This is a genomic window from Pseudomonas sp. AK106, from assembly GCF_053903055.1.
This window is the reverse complement of record NZ_CP096426.1, coordinates 5044347-5065978: the sequence shown is the minus strand read 5'-3', so window position 1 is coordinate 5065978 and position 21632 is coordinate 5044347. Positions and strand designations below refer to the sequence as shown.

The following is a 21632-nucleotide window of genomic DNA, read 5'->3' as shown; positions in this document are numbered from 1 at the left end:
TTGCGCGCGCGTGTCCAGGCGCATCGCCATTGATCCCGGAGAGTTTGTCAGTGCTGAACATTGCGGTCGCGTTTTTTGGTATCCCGCGCAACTCGGAAATCTGTTTTCCTTCCATTGAGGAAAATGTCCTTGGCCAGTTGCCGAAGGGCAGCAACGTCAAATGCTTTTACCACCTCTACAAGATCGACGAAGTGCACAACCAGCGCTCGGCGGAGAAGGGCGAGCTGAAGGCGCAGAACTACGACGTTTTCCAGTCGATGACGGGGGTTCTCGAATCCACCGACGGCGTGCTCGATCGCTGGGATTTCGAACGGGTCAAGGCGATGGGAGACACCTGGGGCGACGAGCACGTTTCCCTGCGAAACCTGATCTATCAGCTCAACTCCCTGCACACGGTCACGGGCATGATGGAGTCGTTCGATCCGGACTTCGTGGTGTTTGTGCGTCCGGACAACTTCTTCCATTCGCCGCTGCCGGGTTATGTCTTTCATTCGCCGCAGGCCCGGCGGCTGAACGCCTATATCCCGGACTGGCAGTGGTGGGGCGGGCTGAATGATCGTTTCTCCATTTGCGGCCGCGATGTTTACCGGGCCTACGGCAAGCGGATCGAACGCATCTTTGAATTCTGCGAAGCGACAGGCCGCAAACTGCACTCGGAGCGCTTGCTCAAGTACGCGCTGCTCAAGGCGGATGCCCGGGTGTGCACACTGCCAACGACCGCCTCGCGTGTGCGCATCACCGGCGCCTTCGCCGATGAGTCGTTCTCACCGAAGCGCGGGATGGGCAAACGCGAAAACCGCTATTTCCACTTCTTCGCCCGGCTGCGCACCTGGCGTGACAAACACCTTGCCGAGAAGAGCTGAGCGGCGGCTTACTTGTGCAGGCCGCTGCGAACCAGCCTGACCAGGCGCCGCGCCTTGATGCGCAGCTTGGTCAGCCCTGACTTGGGCTTCTTCTTCGGCGTCATGCCCTGCTGCACCAGCCAGTCCTTCCAGCGAATCCGCTCCTCGCGCACCACCCAGCCTTCTTGCGGAGCGAAGCTCTCGGCCAGATAAAGACCCCGCCTACCGGCAGGCGAAAGCTTGTCGTTCTTCAGGGTGTACAGCTCGGGCAAGGGCGAGCCGTTTTCCAGTGGCATCAGGTAGAGATCCGGTTTGCTGCGATTGAGGCGTGCCACCAGCTCGTTGTTTTCCAGGCTTTCATCGACGTGAAACAGGCTCAGCGGTCGAGCCTCTTTCGGCACTTCCAGGCGCATGTCGTAAATCAGCTGCAACGAGGCGGTCGGTAAATGCACATAAGCGCGGGGCCGCTCGATCAGGGTCAGGCTGCCGCAACGTACAGGGCGTGCCGCCCCGGAAAGCGGTGTGAGGCGAAAAGGCATCGCTTCGCGGTAATGCAGCGCTGCCGCGTAGGGCGCAGGCAGCCAGGTTTCATTGAAGCGTCCGCCGAGCCAGCCTTGGGGCGTCTCGATCAGGCATTCCTCAGCGACTTCCTGCACCGCGGTGTGCAACGGCAGGTTGAGCTCGTGGGCGGGAACGTAGCCGGAGATCAGCTTGAGCACCACATCGCCACGGTCCTGACGGCGCTGGCGAACCAGCACCCAGTAATCGCGGTTCTGCCAGCGCAGAGTCAGACGCACCGAGACGCCGAGATTGGCCAGCTCGGTGGAAAACCGTTCGCTGTCCTCTACGTCGATCTTGCGACGCCGCGCCAGGGTCTGGGTGAAATTCAGCGGCATCCCGACGCTCTGGTAGGTCAGGCCTTCCGGGGTGGCTTCGACGAATATCGGCAGGGTCTTGAAGTTACTGGGGTTCTTTCGGATCAGGGTTCGCGGCATATCGGCTCCTTCTTGCGTTGGGGTCGGCCGTGCGTCTCAGGGCTGACGACGGATCACGGCAGCGGCGGTTGCCACGTTATGGGCCAGATGCAGCGGGTTGATGGTGCCGACGATAGCACCGGTAACGCCGGGATGTTCAAACAGCAACTCGAAACTGGCACGCACAGGATCGACACCGGGGCTCAGGCAAACGTGCCCGCTGGCCAGTGCTTTTTTGACCAGCACCCCTTTGCCGTGTGCAGCAGCGTAGTCGAGGACCGGCTGTTCGCCCTGTTCGTTGAGGTTGTACGTGACCATCGCGCAGTCGCCGCCCTGCAAGGCCAGCAACCCGCCCTCGACGGTCTTGCCGGAGAAGCCGAAGCCGCGAATCTTGCCTTCGCGCTTGAGCTCGGCCAGGGTCTGATACACGGCGCATTCGTTGAGCACGTGCAGGTCGTTGCCGTCGGAATGCACCAGCACCAAGTCGATGAAATCCGTTTCCAGGCGCTGCAGGCTGCGTTCCACCGACAGCCGCGTATGTTCGGCGCTGAAATCGTGCCGAGACTGGCCGGCTTCAAATTCCTCACCCACCTTGCTGACGATCACCCAGTCCTGGCGTTGCCCGCGCAGCAGCGGGCCGAGGCGCTCTTCGCTGCGACCGTAGGCCGGGGCGGTGTCGATCAGGTTGATGCCCAGATCCCGCGCCAGCTTCAGCAGCATCTGCGCTTCGCCGTCGTCGGGAATCGTGAAGCCATTGGGGTATTTGACGCCCTGATCGCGGCCCAGCTTCACCGTGCCCAGCCCCAGGGGGGAAACGTTGATGCCGAGGGTGCCGAGCGGTCGATGCAGATCGTGCAGGGTCTTCATGGCAGCAGTTGATCCCAGACAGGCATGGCGAGGGGCGGCTTGGGGAAGTCGGTGTGCGGCGGTTGTGGGGTGGGGTGAATGTCATCCCGGGACAACGAGGCCAGTACGCGATCGGCGAAGTCGGGAGCCAGCGCCAGCTTGGTCGGCCAGCCAACCAGCAAGCGGCCTTGCACGTCGAGAAAGGCGTTGTCGGGGCGAACCAGACCGCTTTGCTGCGGCTCGGCGCGGTCCACGCGCAGGGTGGCGAACTGCGCCTGACTGAGGTCGACCCACGGCAGCAGATTCCCGAGTTCTTTTTTTGCGGCGGCGATCTGCTCGGCGGGGTTGCGGGCAACGCCTTCGGCCTCGGCAATGTCGCCGCCCAGGTACCAGACCCACTGACCGTCGGCCGCCGGATGCGTCGTCACCGTGATCCTTGGTTTCGGCCCGCCACCCAGGCAATGGGCGTACAGCGGTTTAAGCGTCGGGCCTTTGACCAGCACCATGTGCAGCGGCCGGCGTTGCATGGCCGGCTGGCTCACGTTCAGCGCCTTGAGCAGATCAGCCATGCCTTCACCGGCGCTGAGCACCACCCGCTGGGCGTGGATGTCGCGGCCGTCGACGCGCAGTCCGACCAGTTCGCCATCAACCCGCAGCGGCTCGATGTCCTGACCCGCCAGCAGGCTGTCGCCCGCCAGCTCCGTCAGTTTTTTCACCAGGCTGGGGATGTCGATGACCAGCTCGGCCAGGCGGTACACCTTGCCTTTGAAGCGCGGATCCTGAAGCGCAGGCGGCAGGTCGCTGCCCTTGACCTGATCGACGCGCCCGCGCACGGCCTTGCTGGCGAAGAAACTGGTGAGATTGCCGGCGATGGTGCCGGGCGACCACAGGTAGTGGGCTTCCGACAGCAGGCGCACGCCCGACAGGTTCAGCTCGCCTTTGCCTTCCAGCGCTTCGCGCCAGCGGCGGGGCATGTCGGCGATCGCTTCGGAAGCGCCGGACAGCGCGCCGTGCAGGGCGTATTTGGCGCCGCCGTGAATGATCCCCTGGGATTTGAGTGTCTGGCCGCCACCCAGGCTGGCCTTTTCCACCACCACCGTCGAAAAGCCCTGATGCCGCAGTCGCGCGTTGAGCCAGAGACCGGCAACGCCCGCGCCGACAATCAGGACGTCAGTGGAAATAGCAGATGACATGGGCACCTCAAATGGCGAAACGAATGCCGGCATTATAGGGGAAGGCTGTTTTCAGTAACCCCCTTAATGACCGGCCGTCTTCGAGAACAGCTGGATGACCACAACGCCTGTGACGATCAGACCCATGCCGGCAATGGCAGGCAGATCCAGTTTCTGCCCATAAATAAACAGCGCGGCGATGCTGACCATGACGATGCCCATGCCCGCCCACACGGCGTATGCCACGCCAACCGGGATGGTGCGCACCACCAGCGTGAGCATCCAGAACGCAATGCCGTAACCGACGATCACCAGCAGCAGCGGGATCGGCGTGCTCAGGCCTTTGACGGCTTTCATGGACACGGTGCCGATGACCTCGGCACAGATGGCGATGGCCAGCAGGTAGTACGCAGGCATGGTGTTACTCCTTTTCGATGGCCGTCATTAAAGCGGCTTACCCGGCATGGAACAACCGGCGCCTTTCGGGCTGGCGGGGTGGCGTCTGGCGAAATGCGCCGGGCATGATATGTGCGAAGCTCGATGGAAATCTGACAGCAATTGGCTGATAAACTCCGCGCCCATGAATAGAACCCTCTACAGCATCCTGTTCCACCTCGGCCTCCCCTTGATCGCCCTGCGCCTGTGGCTGCGTTCGCGCAAGGCTCCGGCCTACGCGCAACGGGTCGGTGAGCGCTTCGCTTTGGGGCTGCCTGCCATGCAGCGTGGCGGGATATGGGTGCATGCGGTGTCGGTGGGCGAGAGCATTGCCGCCGCGCCGATGATTCGCGCGTTGCTGGCTCGCTATCCGCAATTGGCCATCACCATCACCTGCATGACGCCGACCGGCTCGGAGCGCATTCAGTCGCTGTTCGCCCACGAGCCGCGCGTCCAGCATTGCTATCTACCCTATGACTTTCCGTGGGCCGCCGGGCGCTTTCTCGATCACATCCAGCCGAAGATCGGCGTGATCATGGAAACCGAGCTGTGGCCCAATCACATTCATCAGTGTGCGAAGCGCGGCATTCCGACGGTGCTGGCGAATGCGCGGTTGTCAGAGCGTTCCGCCCGTGGCTACGGACGCTTCGCCGGGCTGACTCGGCCGATGCTCGCCGAGATGAGCCTGTTTGCCGTACAGACCGAAACCGAGGCCCAGCGTTTTCGTGACCTGGGCGCTCGGCCCGAATGCGTCACGGTGACAGGCTCGATCAAGTTTGACCTGACCATCGATCCGCAATTGCTTGAGCGTGCCGTTCAGCAGCGTGAGCAATGGCAGACCCTGCAGCGTCCGGTCTGGATTGCCGCCAGTACCCATGCGGGCGAAGACGAGGTGGTGTTGGCGGCCCATCGCACGTTGATGGAAACCCATGCCGATGCGCTGTTGATCCTTGTGCCCCGTCACCCCGAGCGGTTCAACAGCGTGTTTGAGCTGAGCCAGCAGCAGGGGTTTGCCAGCGTTCGTCGGTCCACGGCCGAGGCGGTGACGCCGGAAACGTCGGTTCTGGTGGGCGACACCATGGGCGAGTTGCTGTTTCTGTATGCCGCGGCGGACATCGCCTTCGTCGGCGGCAGCCTCGTGCCCAACGGCGGCCATAACCTGCTGGAGCCTGCGGCGCTGGATAAGCCCGTTCTCAGCGGCCCGCACCTGTTCAACTTCCTCGAAATCGCCGCGATGTTGCGTAACGCCGGCGCGTTGGAGGAAGTGACTGACGCAGCTGCATTGGCCGCAACGGTACGTGATTTGATCGACCATCCTCAGAAAGCAAAGGCAATGGCCGATGCCGGATTGGCCGTGATGAAGGCTAATCAAGGTGCGTTGCAGAGGTTGCTGGATGGGATTGGGCGGTTGTTGGGCTGATTGCGCCTGAAATGCCGCCTTCGTGAGCAAGGTGGAGCGCCACCCCGGTCACTCCCACAGGCGCGCTAGTTACCGCACGGCATCGGAGTGTCAGGGCGCCACCAATCCGACTAGTAAAGCTGGCCAACTCCGCAGCTCTGCCTGCTGACTGAGTACCTGTGGGACCGACCGGGGTGGCGCTCCACCTTGCTCGGGAAGAGGCAGGTACATCCGCCAAATCTTCAGCGGCTGGAATATCGTCTTCGTGAGCAAGCTCACTCCCACAAGTACGTCATTCACCACGCTACTGCGCGGTTTCAGGGCACAGGTCACTGACTACGAATCAAGCGCAGTGATTCCCGTTTCAATGCATTACATCCTTTCAGTGAAGCCGCTCACCGCTCCGTCGGCCGTTCGAAGTTCTTCGCCGCTTCTTTCGCCAGATCAGGCGGCAGGAAGTCTTTGTCAGGGTTGTAATCGGCCTTCAGGAAGCGCGACAGATCCCGCAGATCCCCGGGGCTCAGCGTGCCGGCTGCCTGCTTCAGACGCAGGTTGTCGAGGATGTAGTCGTAGCGGGTGTTGTTGTAATCGCGCACCGATGCATACAACTGGCGCTGTGCATCCAGCACGTCGACGATGTTGCGCGTACCCACCTGATAGCCGATTTCCGTGGCCTCCAGCGCGCTCTGGTTGGAGATGATCGACTGTTTGCGCGCCTGCACCTGCTCGACATCGGTGTTCACCGCGCGGTGCAGGTTTCGGGTGTTTTCCACCACCTGGCGGCGCAGACCTTCGCGCTGTTGTTCGCTCTGGCCGAGGCGGGCATAGGCCTCGCGGACTTGAGAACTGGTCAGCCCGCCGCTGTAGATCGGGATGTTCACCTGCAGGCCGATGGTGCGTTGCTCGACGCTGCCGTGGAAACTCTGGCCGGTGTAATTGGGGTTGGTGAAGCCCAGCGGGTCGTTGTCGCCTTTCTCGTACTGCGCTACCGCATCGACGGTAGGCGCGTGGCCTGCCTTGCGTTGACGCAGGGTTTCTTCAGCGGCGCTGACGGCGTAGTTGCTGGCCAGCAGATTCAGGTTCTGCTGCGTCGCGGTGTCGACCCAGGCTTTCGCGTCGTTGGGCGTAGGTGCGAGCACAGGCAGGGTGTGCACGATGCCTTCGATGGAGTTGTAATCGCGGTTGGTCAGGGTGATCAGCGCCTGAAACGCGTCATCGACCTGGCGTTTGGCGACGATCCGCGCAGCGCGTGCGGTGTCGTAGCTGGCTTGCGCCTGAAGCACGTCGGTCTTGTCCGACAGACCGACATCGAAGCGTTCATTGGCCTGATCGAGCTGGCGCTTGAGCGCCGCTTCCTCTGCCTTGGTCGAGGCGAGATTGTCCTGTGCGCGAAGCACCGCAAAGTAGTCTTCGGCGCTTTGCAGAATCAGGTTTTGCTCGGTGGCCGAGAGCTGCAGGATGGCCTGCTCGTTGACGTCCTTCGCAGCCTTGAGCTGGAACCAGCGGTCGGCACGGAAGATCGGCTGACTCAGGGTCGCGCGATAGACCGTTCCGCTGCGGCTGATGACGGCGGAGGGTTGGTCAATCGATGTGCGGGTGTCATTGATGTCAGCACCACCGGAGATGTTCGGCAGCAGGCCGGCGCGAGCCTGAGGCACGATTTCCTTCTGCGCGTCATAGCTGGCGCGAGCCGCCGCGAGATCAGCGTTGTTGTTCACCGCTTCCTGATACACGCTGACCAACCCGGTCCTGGTTGGCAGCGGCACGTCTGCTGCCCCGGCCATCGCACTCGAAGCACACGACACGGCAATGGCCAGTGAAAATTTGCGCAGCATAGACATTCCCTAGTAATTCAAGCGGTATGAAGACATTGACGTTGCGTCCGATCCAGATGGCTTTGGCGCCGCGTAGCGAGTGTAGTTCCAGAGGGTAGGGACAACAATCGGGCAAATCAGCCATTTAACGCGCGTTTGAATTCCGCGCTTGGCGTTTGGCCTGCGCCGCGACTAGACTGACGCCGTTCTTGTCGGGGTGCCTTGATATGAGGCTGAGATCGGATAATCCGGATCCCGTTGAACCTGATCAGGTTAGCGCCTGCGTAGGGAACAAGATTTCTCGTCTCCCGGCGAGTCCTCTTGAGCGTCGTCCGGGGTCGTCTTTGTTCAATTTCTGAACAGTCCGCGCCTCTTCGATTCTCAGCATCCATGTCGTCTCAGGGTGCATCCGTCCGTGTTCATCAGGCTCAAGCTCCGACAATTCATTCCGCCGCTGGATGATGTCTGGAGAGCCCGTGATGAGTACAACACTAAAAAACGCCAATCTGAGTGAATCCGCCCAAGTCGATTCGGGGTCGGTTCAACCGTTTACCCGCTCGCAGAAAATCTACGTCCAGGGCTCGCGTCCGGACATCCGTGTGCCCATGCGCGAGATCAGCCTGGACGTTACGCCCACCGGCTTCTCCGGAACAGACAGCGGCGGCGAGATCAACGCGCCGGTCTGTGTGTACGACACCTCCGGCCCTTATACCGACCCCAACGTCATCATCGACGTGCGCAAAGGCCTGGCCGACGTGCGTTCGGCATGGATCGAGTCCCGCGCCGACACCGAACGCCTGCCGGGACTAACCTCGAACTTCGGCCAGCAGCGCTTGGCCGATGCCGAGCTGACCAGGCTTCGTTTCGCCCACGTGCGCAATCCGCGTCGGGCAAAGTCGGGAGCTAACGTCAGCCAGATGCACTACGCGCGTCAGGGCATCATCACCGCCGAGATGGAATACGTCGCCATCCGCGAAAACATGAAGCTGCAGGAAGCCCGCGCCGCCGGCCTGCTCACCCAGCAGCACCCAGGCCAGAGCTTCGGTGCGAGCATTCCGAAAGAGATCACCCCCGAGTTCGTGCGCGAGGAAATCGCCCGCGGTCGCGCGATCATTCCGGCCAACATCAACCACGTTGAGCTGGAACCGATGATCATCGGGCGCAACTTTCTGGTGAAGATCAACGGCAACATCGGCAACAGCGCGCTGGGCTCGTCCATCGAAGAGGAAGTGGCGAAACTGACTTGGGGGATTCGGTGGGGGTCGGACACGGTCATGGACCTGTCCACCGGCAAGCATATTCATGAGACCCGCGAGTGGATCATTCGCAATTCGCCCGTGCCCATCGGCACCGTGCCGATTTATCAGGCGCTGGAAAAAGTCGGTGGCGCCGCCGAAGACCTGACCTGGGAGCTGTTCCGTGACACGCTGATCGAGCAGGCGGAGCAGGGCGTGGACTATTTCACTATTCACGCCGGTGTACTGCTGCGCTACGTGCCGCTGACCGCCAAGCGCGTGACCGGGATCGTCAGCCGTGGCGGCTCGATCATGGCCAAATGGTGCCTGGCCCATCACAAGGAAAACTTCCTTTACACCCACTTCGACGACATCTGCGAAATCATGAAGGCCTACGACGTCAGCTTCTCCCTGGGTGACGGCCTGCGCCCGGGGTCGATTGCCGACGCCAACGACGAGGCGCAGTTCGGTGAGCTGGAGACACTCGGCGAACTGACCAAGATCGCCTGGAAACACGACGTGCAATGCATGATCGAAGGCCCTGGCCACGTGCCGATGCAGTTGATCAAGGAGAACATGGACAAGCAGCTGGAGTGCTGCGACGAGGCGCCGTTCTACACCCTCGGCCCACTGACCACCGACATTGCACCGGGTTACGACCACATCACGTCGGGCATCGGCGCGGCCATGATCGGCTGGTTCGGCTGCGCGATGCTGTGCTACGTCACGCCCAAGGAACACTTGGGGTTGCCGAACAAGGACGACGTGAAGACCGGGATCATTACCTACAAGATCGCTGCCCATGCCGCGGATCTTGCGAAGGGGCATCCCGGTGCGCAGATTCGTGACAACGCCCTGAGCAAGGCGCGTTTTGAATTCCGCTGGGAAGACCAGTTCAACCTCGGGCTGGACCCGGATACCGCGCGCGCCTATCACGACGAGACGCTGCCGAAAGACTCGGCGAAGGTCGCGCATTTCTGCTCCATGTGCGGGCCGAAATTCTGCTCGATGAAGATCACCCAGGAAGTGCGTGAGTACGCCGCCAACCAGAAGATCAGCGCGGTGGACGTGTCGGTGGACGAAGGCATGCGCGAGCAGGCGGCGCGGTTCAGGCAGGAAGGCAGTCAGCTTTATAAGAAGGTTTAGTGGCAAGCGGCAAGCGGCAAGTCACAAGCTGCAAGGAAAAGCAGGCCCGCGTTTGATCTTCTCTTGCGGCTTGCGGCTTGCAGCTCATAACGGCTCTTCAGCGAGACACAAAAGTGAACACACCCGGCACCTATTCCCCCGACGCCCCTGTACCCGCCGCCAAGCGGGTTTTTGGCGGGCGCGATCTATTCTCTCTGTGGTTTTCCCTCGGCATCGGCCTCATGGTCCTGCAAACCGGCGCATTGCTGGCGCCGGGGCTGGGCATGTCCGGCTCGATGCTGGCGATTCTCCTCGGCACGCTGGTCGGCGTCTTGCTGCTCGCTGCTGTTGGCGTCGTTGGCAGTGACACCGGGCTGTCGTCGATGGCGGCGCTCAAGCTCAGCCTGGGCAGCAAGGGAGCAGGCGTTCCGGCGATTCTCAATCTGCTGCAACTGGTGGGCTGGGGCTCGTTTGAAATCATCGTCATGCGCGACGCCGCCAGCCTGCTGGGCGCGGGCGCTTTCTCCGAAGGGAGCCTTTGGGCGAGTCCGATGCTCTGGACCTTCGTGTTCGGCGCCCTCGCGACCTTGCTCGCCGTGAGCGGTCCGTTGGCCTTCGTCCGGCAGATCCTGCGCAAATGGGGCATCTGGCTGCTCTTGGCGGCGTGCGCCTGGCTGACCTTCAACTTGTTCAGCAAGGCTGATTTGACGGCGCTGTGGTCACGCGCGGGCGACAATTCGATGCCATTTGCCGTCGGCTTCGACATTGCCATCGCCATGCCGCTGTCGTGGCTGCCGCTGATTGCGGACTACTCACGGTTCGGCAAGCGCGCCACCGGTGTGTTCGGTGGCACAGCGCTGGGCTTCTTCATCGGCAATTTCTGGCTGATGTCCCTTGGCGTGGCGTACACCCTGGCCTTCGCGCCAAGTGGTGAAGCCAACGCGCTGCTGCTGGCGCTGGCGGGCGCGGGGATGGGCATTCCGTTGCTGCTTATCCTGCTGGATGAGTCGGAAAACGCGTTTGCCGACATTCACAGCGCCGCGGTATCGAGCGGGATTCTGCTCAAGGCCAAAGTCGAACACCTGTCGCTGGCGATCGGCATAATCTGCACACTGATCGCCTGCTTTGCGCCACTCGCCCAATACCAGAACTTCCTGCTGATGATCGCTTCGGTGTTCGCGCCACTGTTCGGCGTGGTACTGGTGGATCACTTCATCCTGCGCCGCCGTCGTCACGGCATCGCGACGACGGGCCTGCGCTGGATGACGTTAATCGCGTGGATCGGCGGGATCGGCACCTATCATCTGCTGGCGAATCTGTATCCGGACATCGGCGCGACGCTGCCCGCGCTCGTTGTCGCCGGCATGCTGCAGCTGGTACTTAGTAAAGCGATCAGCTCCGGCCAGGAAACAGCTCAGGCTTAACGATGCCGTTCAACTGCGGATACGGAATCTTCAGCTCGATGTGGCCCATGGCGTAGGGGGCGATGGTTGTCACCGGGTACTTGAGGATTACCGCACCGTACGTCAGAGCAATGTTGGAAGTTTGCTTGAATGCCCACATGTTCTGGAACTCGGTGTCCTTGTCCAGCTTGCTGCTGATCAGCCAGGCCTGATGAGCGAGGCGGGCCTTGTCCCAGAAGGCAGCTTCCTGACCCGGCACCAGCATGTCCGCGAGTGTCAGCACGCGGTGCTGCTGGCGAGAATAGTTGATGAACGCGCGGCCCGGATTACCCTGGCCGCTGCCGGAATCGACGTAGCTGGACAGCTCCACGACCACGATTCCGTCATGCTGCTCACGTACCTTGGCTTGCAGGTAGCTGCTGTTGCGCGCCGGCGCGCGGCTCAGGTATTGCTCCTGATACGCCTTCAGCGTCGGCGGCACCGGACCATCGCTGTCGCTGCGGGTCAGTTGCAGCAGCGTGCGCTGGACGATCTCGTCAAGTTTCGGTTCATCGGGGAAATGCACGGTGTCGATGTTCACCAGCGGGCAATCATCGGTGGTGCAGCCGGGCTTCATCAGCTCGGAGGCGTCGCGCTGAACGGTCAGCGGACTGCGCAGATTGGGTTGAAACAGGCTTTGGCAGGCGCCCAAAATCAGGGCCACGCAGGCCAGTGAAATGATCTTCAGAAAAGACATGTTGATCCTTGGCATCGGCATAAGGGGGCGTCACGTGGTAGGTAACGGCAAGGTCCTTCGACTGTGGGTGGCGCAATCAGTTCGCCATCGGGCGGATTAGAGTGCTTTCCCCGGCAGTCGTCTACCCCGGTGACCGGTTTTGCGAATTCAAAGGGCTGCATCCCGCACCACAGCGCGTTAGGATGGGCCCGGACACAGTGCTCAAGCAGTGAGAAATGTATGACGGATAGCAACAGATCGACACCGACAAAGCACGAAATTACACACCGTGAGACCTGCTTCAAAGGGTTTTACCAGCTCGACCGTCTTCAGTTGCGCCACGAATTGTTCGCGGGCGGCATGGGCCCGGAAATCAAACGTGAGTTGTTCGTTCGCCACGATGCAGTGTGCGTGCTGCCCTACGACGCCAAACGCGATGAAGTCGTGCTCATCGAGCAGTTCCGCGTCGGCGTCATTGGCAAGCATGAGAACCCCTGGCTGATCGAAATGGTCGCTGGCCTGATCGATAAAAAAGAGGAGCCCGAAGAGGTTGCTCACCGCGAGGCACAAGAGGAAGCTGGGCTGACGTTCAACGCCCTTTGGCCGATCACCAAATACTTTCCATCGCCGGGCGGCAGCAACGAGTTCGTGCATCTGTACCTGGGCAAATGCGACAGCGAGGGGGCAGGTGGACTGCACGGGCTGGTAGAAGAGGCCGAAGACATCCGGGTTTCGGTCTGGTCATTCGACGACGCGATGCAAGCCGTCAGGGACGGGCGCATCGTCAACGCCGCAACTATTATTGCAATGCAATGGCTGGCGCTTAACCGCGCCGAAGTAAGGGGGCTATGGTCGTGAATCTTCTGCGCGAGCGCTATCGTGTTGACCTCGCCGGGCTGCAAGCCGCCTGCGAGGCGAACTACGCGCGCTTGATGCGTTTGCTGCCCGATATGCGCAATCAACAGCGCTCACGCCGGGTCGCCGTGACCCAGGGCGATCAAATGCTGGGCGTGCTGGCGGTCGAGGTCATCCTCGATTGCCCGTACACCACCACGCTCCAAGTCCGTCAGGAACACAGCCTGCCGTGGTTGCCGGTGCCCGTCCTCGAAGTGCAGGTCTACCACGACGCGCGCATGGCCGAAGTCATCGGCGCCGAGCACGCGCGTCGTTTCCAGGGTATCTATCCCTATCCCAATGCCGACATGCACCAGCCTGACGAAAAGGCTCAGCTCAACGTGTTTCTGGGTGAATGGCTGAGCCATTGCCTGGCGTGCGGGCATGAGTTTGAGGCGGTACGCTGAGACGGCGCGACTTATCGGCTGGACCTTCTGCACGCAGATGAGAACCAGGCCCTCTTTCCAGGTTTGCCGCCGCACCGATCTCACACCATAATCCGGCCACATCCGCTTAAGGAGATGGCCATTGTCGAGCCCATCCTCTCATTCCTCATCCGTGCTGGTCGTCCAATTGACCGACAGCCATCTGTTCGCCGAAGCGGCCGGCACGCTGCTGGGCATGCCCACGCGCGCCAGTCTCGATGCGGTGGTCGAGCGTGTCCTCATCGAGCAGCCGGCGATCGATCTGGTGCTGGCGACGGGGGACTTGTCTCAGGACGGCACGGTTGAGTCGTATCAGGCATTCCGCGAGGCAAGTGAGCGCCTGAATGCGCCCGCGCGCTGGATTCCGGGGAATCACGACGAGCTGAGGGAGATGGCGATTGCCGCGCAGAACAGCGACTTTCTCGAACCGGTCGTCGACGTCGGCAGTTGGCGGGTCACGATGCTGGATTCTGCTGTTTCCGGGTCCGTCCCCGGTTATCTGCAAGACGGCCAGCTTCAGTTGCTCGCCCAGGCCTTGAGCGAGGCGCCGGAGCGGCATCATCTGGTGTGTCTGCATCATCATCCGCTGCCCATCGGGGCGGCATGGATGGAACCCATCGGTTTGCGCAATCCCGAGGCGCTTTTTTCGGTCCTGGATCGATTTCCTCAGGTGCGTGCGGTGTTGTGGGGGCACGTGCATCAGGAATTCGATCAGCTTCGTGACGGCGTGCGGCTAATGGCTTCGCCATCGACCTGCATTCAATTCGCGCCGAACAGCGTGGATTTCGGTCTTGATGACCTTGCGCCCGGCTATCGCTGGTTGCGCCTGCACGATGACGGGCGGATCGAAACCGGTGTTTCGCGTATCGAGCCCGACCTGTTCGACGTCGACATCAACGGCGCGGGCTACTGAAAGACATTTCCTCAATTTGCCGCGATTCGTCAACAGGTGAGTCATCGCGCAGTTGACCCTGTAAACTGCGTGGCTTTGCCTTGATGGGCGGCGACAGGCCAGCCCGTCCGGGATGTATCGATTGCCGTTTGGGAGGCAACTGCGTGAACCAGGATCAATCGACGCTTCTTTATATTCACGGCCTGAACAGCTCGGCCAGGTCGCAGAAAGCCACACAGCTGACGACGCTGATGGCGCGTCTGGGTTTGAGCGATTACGTGCGCGTGCCCGAACTGCATCATCATCCGCGTCAGGCGCTGATGCAGTTGGAGGCCGCAATCGAGGAGCTCGGTCGGCCGCTGCTGGTCGGCAGCTCGCTCGGCGGCTACTATGCGACTCACTTGGCTGAGCGCCACGGCCTCAAGGCTGTGCTGATCAACCCGGCGGTCAATCCGCATCAGCTCTTCGATGGTTTTCTCGGCACCCAACAAAACCTTTATACCGGCGAGAGCTGGGAGCTGACGCACGACCACGTGAAGGCGCTGGCCGAGCTGGAAGTGCCTGCTCCGCAGGACCCGCAGCGTATTCAGGTGTGGCTGCAAACGGGCGACGAGACGCTGGATTACCGACGCGCCCAAAGTTTCTATCGGGCTTGTGCATTGCGCATCGAAGCGGGTGGCGACCACGGGTTTCAGGGTTTCGCCGCAAAGATGCCAGCGCTGTTGAGCTTCGCCGGGTTCGCTCCAGCGCTGCTGCAGGGCGTCGATCTGAGCGGGCTCTGACCTGAGCCGTCGCTGCGACACACGTGTAGAACAGTCTTGTAAAAACATTCTTGTAAAACAGTAGCACTCCGAAATTTCATGAACGACTTGATGACGAGACCCCATGGCCAATCCCAGCGCTAGCTCTTATAACGCAGACGCCATCGAAGTCCTCTCGGGCCTCGACCCGGTCCGCAAACGGCCGGGCATGTACACCGACACCTCACGCCCCAACCACCTGGCGCAGGAAGTCATCGACAACAGCGTCGACGAAGCGCTGGCAGGCCACGCCCGGTCCGTGCAGGTCATTCTGCACGCCGACAATTCGCTGGAAGTCTCCGACGATGGTCGCGGCATGCCCGTGGACATCCACCCCGAAGAAGGCGTGTCGGGCGTCGAGCTGATCCTCACCAAGCTCCACGCCGGCGGCAAGTTCTCCAACAAGAACTACCAGTTCTCCGGCGGCCTGCACGGCGTCGGGATTTCCGTGGTCAACGCGCTCTCGACCGAGGTACGGGTACGGGTCAAGCGCGATGGCAACGAATACGAAATGACCTTTGCCGATGGCTACAAAGCCAGCGAACTGGCGGTGATTGGCACCGTTGGCAAGCGAAATACCGGCACCAGCGTGTATTTCGCGCCGGACCCCAAATACTTCGACACCCCGAAATTTTCTGTCAGCCGCCTCAAGCACGTGCTCAAGGCCAAGGCCGTTCTGTGTCCGGGCCTGCTGGTTAGCTTCGAGGACAAAGGCACTGGCGAGAAGGTCGAGTGGCATTACGAGGATGGGCTGCGCTCGTATCTGCAGGATTCGGTGTCCGACTTTCTGCGCCTGCCCGACGAGCCGTTCTGCGGCGTATTCGCAGGCAATAAAGAGGCTGTCGACTGGGCGCTGCTGTGGTTGCCCGAGGGCGGCGACAGCGTTCAGGAGAGTTACGTCAACCTGATTCCGACGGCCCAGGGCGGCACCCACGTCAACGGCCTGCGGCAGGGCCTGCTGGACGCGATGCGTGACTTCTGCGAGTTCCGTAATCTGCTGCCCCGCGGCGTGAAGCTGGCACCCGAAGACGTCTGGGAGCGCATCGCTTTCGTGCTGTCGATGAAGATGCAAGAGCCGCAATTCTCCGGCCAGACCAAAGAGCGGCTGTCGTCCCGTGAGGCGGCGGCGTTTGTTGCCGGTGTGGTCAAGGATGCTTTCAGCCTGTGGCTCAATGCGCACCCGGAAATGGGAATGCAGCTGGCCGAACTGGCGATCAACAATGCCGGTCGTCGTCTCAAAGCGAGCAAGAAGGTCGAGCGCAAACGCATCACCTCAGGCCCTGCACTGCCGGGCAAACTGGCCGATTGCGCGGGGCAGGATCCGATGCGCTCCGAGCTGTTTCTGGTCGAGGGTGACTCCGCCGGCGGCTCCGCCAAACAGGCCCGGGACAAGGAATTTCAGGCCATCCTGCCGTTGCGCGGGAAGATCCTGAACACTTGGGAAGTCGACGGCGGCGAAGTGCTCGCCAGCCAGGAAGTGCACAACATTGCCGTGGCGATCGGGGTTGATCCGGGCGCTGCGGACATGAGCCAGCTGCGCTACGGCAAAATCTGCATCCTCGCCGACGCCGACTCCGACGGCCTGCACATCGCCACGCTGCTGTGCGCCTTGTTCGTCCAGCATTTCCGCCCGCTGGTGGATGCAGGTCACGTCTACGTCGCCATGCCGCCGCTGTACCGTATCGACTTGGGTAAAGACATTTATTACGCCCTGGACGAAGCCGAGCGCGACGGCATTCTCGACCGGCTCGTGGCTGAGAAGAAACGCGGCAAGCCGCAGGTCACCCGATTCAAAGGCCTGGGTGAAATGAACCCGCCGCAGCTGCGCGAAACCACCATGGACCCGAATACCCGCCGACTGGTGCAGCTGACCCTGGATGACTTTGAGGCGACGTCGGAAATGATGGACATGCTGCTGGCCAAGAAACGCGCAGGCGACCGCAAGAGCTGGCTCGAATCCAAAGGCAATCTGGCCGAGGTGCTGGTCTGATGCGGGGCTGGTTTGCAGCGCTGTTATTGATCGCCACGCCCGTTTTCGCCGCGCCATTGCCCGAGCTCAAGCTGCTGTCAGAGCATCCGGTGGACGACATGATCGGCGGCAACCTGTCCGGGCTCGCGTCCTGCAACGGCGTGCTGTGGACCGTTTCGGACCGCGACGACACCCTGCTTTACAGCCTTGACACCTCGGCAACGGTCTGGAAAGCCAAGGCCCAGACGCTGGAAATCCCACCGATTCCGGACAGCGGGCTGTCTGCGACCCTGCGTGGCATGGCCAAGGCTTCGGCGCTGATCCGTGGCGGCGGCCTGGATTTTGAAGGCGTGAGTTGCGACGCAGCGGGCAACCGTTACCTCGTCAGTGAAGCCTACGCCGCCGTGCTGAAAGTGCCGGTTGACGGTGCGCCGGTCTGGCTGGAGCTGCCCAGGAAGGTCGTCGAAGAAGCGCAGTCGGCCGGGATGCTGCAGCATTTCAACGCCATCTTCGAAGGGATCGCGGTCAATCCGGCAGGCGATCAACTATGGCTCGCCGCCGAGCGTGACAAGCGCGGCCTGTTGACCGCAAAGCTCGGCAAGGACGGCTGGGCCTGTGACGCCAGCTGCATTCTGCGAGTCGAGTCCGGCAACGATATTTTGCCGCCCGAGCTGGGTGGCAAGGCCGTCTCCAAGGACTTTTCCGACGTCTCGCTGTACAAGGGCAAGCTGTTCACCCTGGAGCGCGCGGCTTACCGAATCTGCCGTCGGACCTTGACGACAGGTCAGTTGGAAACGTGCTGGTCGTTCGCCAAAGAGGCGCTCCAGCCAAACCGGCTGTATGACCAGAAATACGGCCTGACCGAAGCGCTGATCGTCGACGAAAAAGGCGCTTGGGTCGGCACCGACAACAACTTCGGTGTCCGCGCCGATGGCGAAAAACGTCCCGTCGTCTGGCGCTTTGCCGCGCCCGAGGGTGGCTGGAGCGGCAAGCCTTGACCCCGTCACCCCCCGGCAAACGCGCCGGGCGGCTGATGCTGATCATCGCCTGGGCGGCGGCGCTGTTTCTGGCGACGCGGTTTTTTGGCGAGTGGGAGCAGCGTCAGGAAAATCCGAATACCATCGTCGCCTCCGAGCATGGAGACGGCTATGTCGAGGTGAAGCTGGTGGGCAATCGTGACGGCCATTTCGTCATGACCGGGCAGATCAATACCCGTCCCGTGCAGTTCATGCTCGACACCGGCGCAACCAACGTCGCCGTGCCGGAGAACGTCGCGCAGGCGCTGCGCCTCGAGCGGGGCGAGCGCGTACAGGTGAGTACGGCCAACGGACGCACCGACGCGTTCCGGACCACGCTGCAACGGTTACAGATTGGCGACATCGTCCTGAACAACGTGCGCGCCCTGGTGGTGCCCGGTCTGGACGGTGAACAGGTGCTGCTGGGCATGAGCGCCGTGAAACAACTCGAATTCACACAGCGCGGCGGCACATTGCTGCTGCGCCAGACGACAAAATGATGAGGCCCGCATGAGCGACTCCCTTGACCTCAGCCTGGATGGCGTAGAACGCCGATCGCTGGCTGACTTCACCGAACAGGCCTATCTCAACTATTCCATGTACGTGATCATGGACCGGGCGCTGCCGCACATCGGCGACGGCCTGAAGCCTGTGCAGCGACGCATCGTCTACGCGATGAGCGAGCTGGGCCTGGACGCTGACGCCAAGCACAAAAAATCGGCGCGTACCGTCGGTGACGTGCTCGGCAAGTTTCACCCCCACGGCGACTCGGCCTGCTACGAAGCCATGGTGCTGATGGCGCAACCCTTCAGCTATCGCTACACACTCGTCGACGGCCAGGGTAACTGGGGTGCGCCGGACGATCCCAAGTCGTTCGCCGCCATGCGCTACACCGAAGCGCGTCTGTCCCGTTACTCCGAAGTGCTGCTCAGTGAATTGGGCCAGGGCACGGCGGATTGGGGACCGAATTTCGACGGCACCCTCGACGAGCCGCTGGTGTTGCCGGCGCGTTTGCCGAACATTCTGCTCAACGGCACCACCGGCATCGCTGTCGGCATGGCCACCGACGTACCGCCGCACAACCTGCGGGAGGTCGCGACAGCCTGCGTGCGGTTGCTCGATGAGCCGAAAGCCACGGTCGAACAGCTCTGTGAGCACATTCAGGGCCCGGACTACCCGACCGAAGCGGAAATCATCACGCCCCGCGCCGACCTGCTGAAAATGTACGAAACCGGCAAGGGCTCGGTGCGTATGCGCGCCGTTTACCACATCGAAGACGGCGACATCATCGTTACCGCGCTGCCGCATCAGGTGTCCGGTGCCAAGGTGCTGGAGCAGATCGCGGCGATGATGCAGGCCAAACCGTCCAAAGCGCCGCAGATCGCTGACCTGCGTGACGAATCCGACCACGAAAACCCGTGCCGGATCGTGATCATCCCGGGCGCCCGCAAGAACTTCGACCACGATGCGCTGATGCAGCACCTGTTCGCGACCACCGAGCTGGAGTCGAGCTACAGGGTCAACATCAACATCATTGGCCTGGACGGCAAGCCGCAGCTGAAAAACCTGCGCGCATTGCTGGTCGAGTGGTTGGAGTTCCGGGTACAGACCGTGCGTCGTCGCCTGCAATTCCGCCTCGACAAGGTTGAGCGTCGCTTGCACCTGTTGGATGGTTTGTTGATCGCTTACCTCAATCTGGATGAAGTGATTCACATCATCCGCACCGAGGAGCACCCGAAAGCCGCGCTGATCGCGCGTTTCGCCCTGAGCGAAATCCAGGCCGATTACATTCTCGACACCCGTTTGCGTCAGTTGGCGCGACTGGAAGAAATGAAGTTGCGTGCCGAGCAGGATGAATTGCTCAAGGAACAAGCCAAGCTGAAAGCCCTGTTGGGCAGCGAGGCCAAGCTGAAGAAACTGGTACGCACCGAGCTGATCAAGGATGCCGAAACCTATGGCGACGACCGTCGTTCGCCTATCGTCGAGCGCACCGAAGCCAAAGCCCTGACCGAACACGATCTGCTGCCGAACGAGAAAGTGACGGTCGTGCTGTCGGAAAAAGGCTGGGTTCGTTCCGCCAAAGGTCATGAAATCGATGCCACCGGGCTCTCTTATAAGGCCGGGGATGGCTTCAAGGCCCTGGCGCCGGGTCGTTCCAACCAGTTTGCGGTGTTTATCGACTCCACGGGTCGCAGTTATTCGGTGCCGTCGCACACCTTGCCATCGGCCCGTGGGCAAGGCGAACCGCTGACCGGGCGTCTGACGCCGCCGCCCGGTGCGACATTCGAATGCGTGCTGTTACCCGAGGATGACGCGCTGTACGTGGTTGCGTCCGATGCCGGCTACGGTTTCGTGGTCAAGGGTGAAGACCTGCAGGCCAAGAACAAAGCAGGCAAGGCGCTGTTGAGCTTGCCGGCCGGGGCCAAGGTGATCCTGCCGCGTCCGGTGCCGGATCGTGAGCACAACTGGCTCGCCGCCGTGACCACCGAAGGTCGCTTGCTGGTGTTCAAAATCAGCGATCTGCCGCAATTGGGCAAGGGCAAAGGCAACAAGATCATTGGCATTCCGGGCGAGCGCGTTGCCAGTCGGGAAGAGTTTGTGACCGACCTGGCCGTCGTCCCGGACGGCGCCACGCTGGTGCTGCAGGCGGGCAAGCGCAATCTGTCGCTCAAGCCCGACGATCTGGAGCACTACAAAGGCGAACGCGGACGACGGGGCAACAAGCTGCCGCGGGGATTCCAGCGCGTCGATGCGCTATTGGTAGAAACCGCTGGCTAAGGCGGTTGGTTCGGCGGTCGCTCTTCGTTTCGTCACGAGAGCGACGCAGAATCGCTGGAGTCAACGCGCATATTCACGGATGATATGACGTCCTCCGGCGCCGCTATGGCGGAATGCCTTCATGTTTTCAAAGTATTCAACAGCGTGGACGCGTTACACGGCGTTCACTTGGACGGGATGATGAATTTTCTACGTGTTCCCTGTGTTCTGTTGTTGACCGGCGTTCTGGGTTTGGCCGGTTGCAGCGTTCATCAGCCCACGTCGCTCTATCAGCTGGACAGCGGCGACCCTGGGCAACCGAAACACACCAACGGGGTCGCAGTCTTGCTGGGCCCTGTGGCGATTGCTGACTATCTGCAACGTGAAACATTACTGCAGCGTCAGCCGGATGGCAGCCTCAAGGCCTCCACCGACGGTCGCTGGGCCGGCAGCCTGTCTGCCGATATCGATCAACTGCTTCTGCGCCAGTTGGCCTGGAAGCTCGACAGCCAACGCGTAGTGATGGCGCCTGCCGCGGCCAATTTCACGCCCGATGTGCAGGTGGTGCTGTCCATCACTCGTTTGGATTCCGGCGAGAAGCAGCCGGCGGTACTGGATGCCCAGTGGCGCTTGCTCGACCGCCGCGGCAATGTGCGCGACAGCAAGCTGGTTCACCTGGAAGAGCCCCATGCAGGCTCATCAGCTGCGCAGGTCAAGGCTCAAGGGATTTTGCTGCAGCGCCTGGCGGACAAGCTGAGTGTCGCGGTCAAGCCCATCGCGAGTCAGCCCTATGTGGCGGACGTGCCCAAAAAGGCCTCGGCGCCGGCGAAAACCCGCACTGATCAGGACAAGCCGAAGATCCCGATGGCATCACCCATCCGCACTGATCTGGAAGTGTTCCGCTTCTGAGAGTGACGGC

At 61.7% G+C, this 21632-nt stretch carries 19 protein-coding genes and 1 riboswitch; of the genes, 13 read left to right on the top strand and 6 right to left on the bottom strand.

Features of this window, described 5'->3' with window-relative positions:
* Positions 1–50 precede the first annotated feature (50 nt).
* Positions 51–863 (top strand): hypothetical protein, encoded by an 813-nt coding sequence (locus M1E04_RS22290; RefSeq protein WP_456292056.1) that lies wholly within the window; start codon positions 51–53, stop codon positions 861–863.
* Positions 864–871: 8 nt separating this feature from the next.
* Here the strand turns inward: M1E04_RS22290 and M1E04_RS22285 are convergent, their stop codons facing one another.
* The 4 genes from M1E04_RS22285 to M1E04_RS22270 form a co-directional block, all read right to left on the bottom strand.
* The gene (locus M1E04_RS22285; protein ID WP_456292055.1) at positions 872–1837 is read right to left on the bottom strand and encodes a metal ABC transporter ATPase; all 966 of its coding nucleotides are present in this window, start codon (positions 1835–1837) and stop codon (positions 872–874) included.
* A 36-nt stretch (positions 1838–1873) separates the two neighbouring features.
* The gene (locus tag M1E04_RS22280; RefSeq protein WP_065987837.1) at positions 1874–2683 is read right to left on the bottom strand and encodes an aldo/keto reductase; all 810 of its coding nucleotides are present in this window, start codon (positions 2681–2683) and stop codon (positions 1874–1876) included.
* Positions 2680–3855, bottom strand: coding sequence for an NAD(P)/FAD-dependent oxidoreductase (locus M1E04_RS22275; protein WP_065987836.1), 1176 nt, complete (start codon positions 3853–3855; stop codon positions 2680–2682). The genes M1E04_RS22280 and M1E04_RS22275 overlap by 4 nt, the downstream gene beginning before the upstream one ends.
* A 63-nt stretch (positions 3856–3918) precedes the next feature.
* Positions 3919–4251: a DMT family transporter gene (locus tag M1E04_RS22270; RefSeq protein WP_456292054.1), complete on the bottom strand. Its 333-nt coding sequence runs from the start codon at positions 4249–4251 to the stop codon at positions 3919–3921.
* 163 nt (positions 4252–4414) lie between these two features.
* On the opposite strand from M1E04_RS22270, the gene waaA reads away from it, so the two are divergent.
* Positions 4415–5689 (top strand): lipid IV(A) 3-deoxy-D-manno-octulosonic acid transferase, encoded by a 1275-nt coding sequence (gene waaA / locus M1E04_RS22265; RefSeq protein WP_456292053.1) that lies wholly within the window; start codon positions 4415–4417, stop codon positions 5687–5689.
* Positions 5690–6063: 374 nt separating this feature from the next.
* On the opposite strand, the gene M1E04_RS22260 is transcribed toward waaA, so the two are convergent.
* Positions 6064–7503 carry a TolC family outer membrane protein gene (locus tag M1E04_RS22260; protein ID WP_456292052.1) on the bottom strand — a complete coding sequence of 480 codons (1440 nt, stop codon included), beginning with the start codon at positions 7501–7503 and terminating at the stop codon, positions 6064–6066.
* A gap of 182 nt (positions 7504–7685) precedes the next feature.
* Positions 7686–7790, top strand: a riboswitch (TPP riboswitch).
* Between the two features lie 171 nt (positions 7791–7961).
* On the opposite strand from M1E04_RS22260, the gene thiC reads away from it, so the two are divergent.
* On the top strand, positions 7962–9863 hold the full coding sequence (gene thiC / locus M1E04_RS22255) for a phosphomethylpyrimidine synthase ThiC (RefSeq protein ID WP_456292051.1): 1902 nt from the start codon (positions 7962–7964) through the stop codon (positions 9861–9863).
* Between the two features lie 113 nt (positions 9864–9976).
* On the top strand, positions 9977–11266 hold the full coding sequence (gene cytX / locus M1E04_RS22250) for a putative hydroxymethylpyrimidine transporter CytX (protein ID WP_456292050.1): 1290 nt from the start codon (positions 9977–9979) through the stop codon (positions 11264–11266).
* Here the strand turns inward: cytX and M1E04_RS22245 are convergent.
* Positions 11235–11981 carry an RsiV family protein gene (locus tag M1E04_RS22245; protein ID WP_296313816.1) on the bottom strand — a complete coding sequence of 249 codons (747 nt, stop codon included), beginning with the start codon at positions 11979–11981 and terminating at the stop codon, positions 11235–11237. The two genes, cytX and M1E04_RS22245, sit on opposite strands and share 32 nt — an antisense overlap.
* Positions 11982–12200: 219 nt before the next feature.
* Here M1E04_RS22245 and M1E04_RS22240 point away from each other — a divergent pair, with 219 nt between their 5' ends.
* The 9 genes from M1E04_RS22240 to M1E04_RS22200 all read left to right on the top strand — a co-directional run bounded on the left by M1E04_RS22240 (position 12201) and on the right by M1E04_RS22200 (position 21622).
* Entirely contained in the window at positions 12201–12818 is a 618-nt protein-coding gene (locus M1E04_RS22240) for an NUDIX domain-containing protein (protein WP_065987827.1), read from the top strand.
* On the top strand, positions 12809–13261 hold the full coding sequence (locus M1E04_RS22235) for a DUF1249 domain-containing protein (RefSeq protein WP_065987826.1): 453 nt from the start codon (positions 12809–12811) through the stop codon (positions 13259–13261). Before M1E04_RS22240 ends, M1E04_RS22235 begins: the two co-directional genes overlap by 10 nt.
* A 121-nt stretch (positions 13262–13382) precedes the next feature.
* On the top strand, positions 13383–14192 hold the full coding sequence (cpdA, locus tag M1E04_RS22230; protein WP_296310620.1) for a 3',5'-cyclic-AMP phosphodiesterase: 810 nt from the start codon (positions 13383–13385) through the stop codon (positions 14190–14192).
* Between the two features lie 143 nt (positions 14193–14335).
* Positions 14336–14953 (top strand): YqiA/YcfP family alpha/beta fold hydrolase, encoded by a 618-nt coding sequence (locus M1E04_RS22225; RefSeq protein WP_296310618.1) that lies wholly within the window; start codon positions 14336–14338, stop codon positions 14951–14953.
* Between the two features lie 103 nt (positions 14954–15056).
* Complete coding sequence (gene parE, locus M1E04_RS22220; RefSeq protein WP_065987823.1) at positions 15057–16961, top strand: DNA topoisomerase IV subunit B; 1905 nt, start codon at positions 15057–15059, stop codon at positions 16959–16961.
* The gene (locus M1E04_RS22215; RefSeq protein WP_296310615.1) at positions 16961–17938 is read left to right on the top strand and encodes an esterase-like activity of phytase family protein; all 978 of its coding nucleotides are present in this window, start codon (positions 16961–16963) and stop codon (positions 17936–17938) included. The genes parE and M1E04_RS22215 overlap by 1 nt, the downstream gene beginning before the upstream one ends.
* 35 nt (positions 17939–17973) lie before the next feature.
* Positions 17974–18456 (top strand): retropepsin-like aspartic protease family protein, encoded by a 483-nt coding sequence (locus tag M1E04_RS22210; RefSeq protein WP_296310613.1) that lies wholly within the window; start codon positions 17974–17976, stop codon positions 18454–18456.
* A 10-nt stretch (positions 18457–18466) separates the two neighbouring features.
* The gene (gene parC, locus M1E04_RS22205) at positions 18467–20734 is read left to right on the top strand and encodes a DNA topoisomerase IV subunit A (RefSeq protein WP_296310611.1); all 2268 of its coding nucleotides are present in this window, start codon (positions 18467–18469) and stop codon (positions 20732–20734) included.
* A 180-nt stretch (positions 20735–20914) separates the two neighbouring features.
* Positions 20915–21622: a PqiC family protein gene (locus M1E04_RS22200; RefSeq protein WP_065987883.1), complete on the top strand. Its 708-nt coding sequence runs from the start codon at positions 20915–20917 to the stop codon at positions 21620–21622.
* Positions 21623–21632: the final 10 nt, after the last annotated feature.